1 protein-coding gene is annotated in these 903 nt (G+C 71.3%); it reads left to right on the forward strand.

The features are described from left to right. Nucleotides 1–26 precede the first annotated feature (26 nt). The coding region (locus tag KDL01_RS41435) for a metallophosphoesterase (RefSeq protein ID WP_212534197.1) at nt 27–903 on the forward strand (877 nt) is incomplete at its 3' end.

Raw genomic sequence — 903 nt, forward strand, 5'->3', positions numbered from 1 at the left:
GGACAGGGAGGGGCTAGCATGGACCGATGCGCAAGAAGCTCGCGGTACCGCTGGGTGTGGCGGCGGTCGGTCTGGCCGGCCTCGGTTACGCAGCCGGCGTGGAGGTCAACCTGTACCGGCTCCGGCGCTTCGAGCTGCCGGTCCTCGACCCTGGCGCACGGCCGCTGAAGATCCTTCAGGTCTCGGACATCCACATGGTCCCGGGCCAGCGGCGCAAGCAGAAGTGGCTCAGGTCCCTGGCCGAACTCGAGCCGGACCTCGTCGTCAACACCGGCGACAACCTCTCCCACCCCGACGCCGTCGGCCCCGTCCTCGACGCGCTCGAGCCGCTGCTGCGCGTGCCCGGCGTGTTCGTGTTCGGCTCGAACGACTACTACGAGGCCAAGAAGCTCAACCCGGCCAAGTACCTGAAGAAGGGCGACCTCTCGCACGCGCCGCGCCGCCAGCGCACGCAGAACGACTGGCAGCGGCTTCAGGCGGGCCTGGAGAAGCACGGCTGGCTCCCGCTGAACAACGCCAGGGGCACGGTGGAACTGAGCGGTGGCGGGGCAGCGGGAGCGGCGACGGCGGCGGCCGGGAGCGACTCGCCGTCCTCGCGCCGCATCGCCTTCGTCGGCCTCGACGACCCGCACGTCCAGCGCGACCGCTACGAGCTCGTGGCCGGCGGCCCCGACATCGACGCCGAAGTCACCATCGGCGTCACGCACGCCCCGTACCTCAGGGCCCTCGACGCCATGGCCGCCGACGGCCTCCCGGTGATCCTGGCCGGCCACACCCACGGCGGCCAGCTGTGCATCCCCGGCTACGGCGCCCTGGTGACCAACTGCGACATCGACACCGCGCGTGTCAAGGGCCTGCACACCCACACCGCCCCCAACCAGCGCACCTCCGTCCTCCACGTCT

Source organism: Actinospica durhamensis, from assembly GCF_018139695.1.
GTDB classification, from domain to species: domain Bacteria; phylum Actinomycetota; class Actinomycetes; order Streptomycetales; family Catenulisporaceae; genus Actinospica; species Actinospica durhamensis.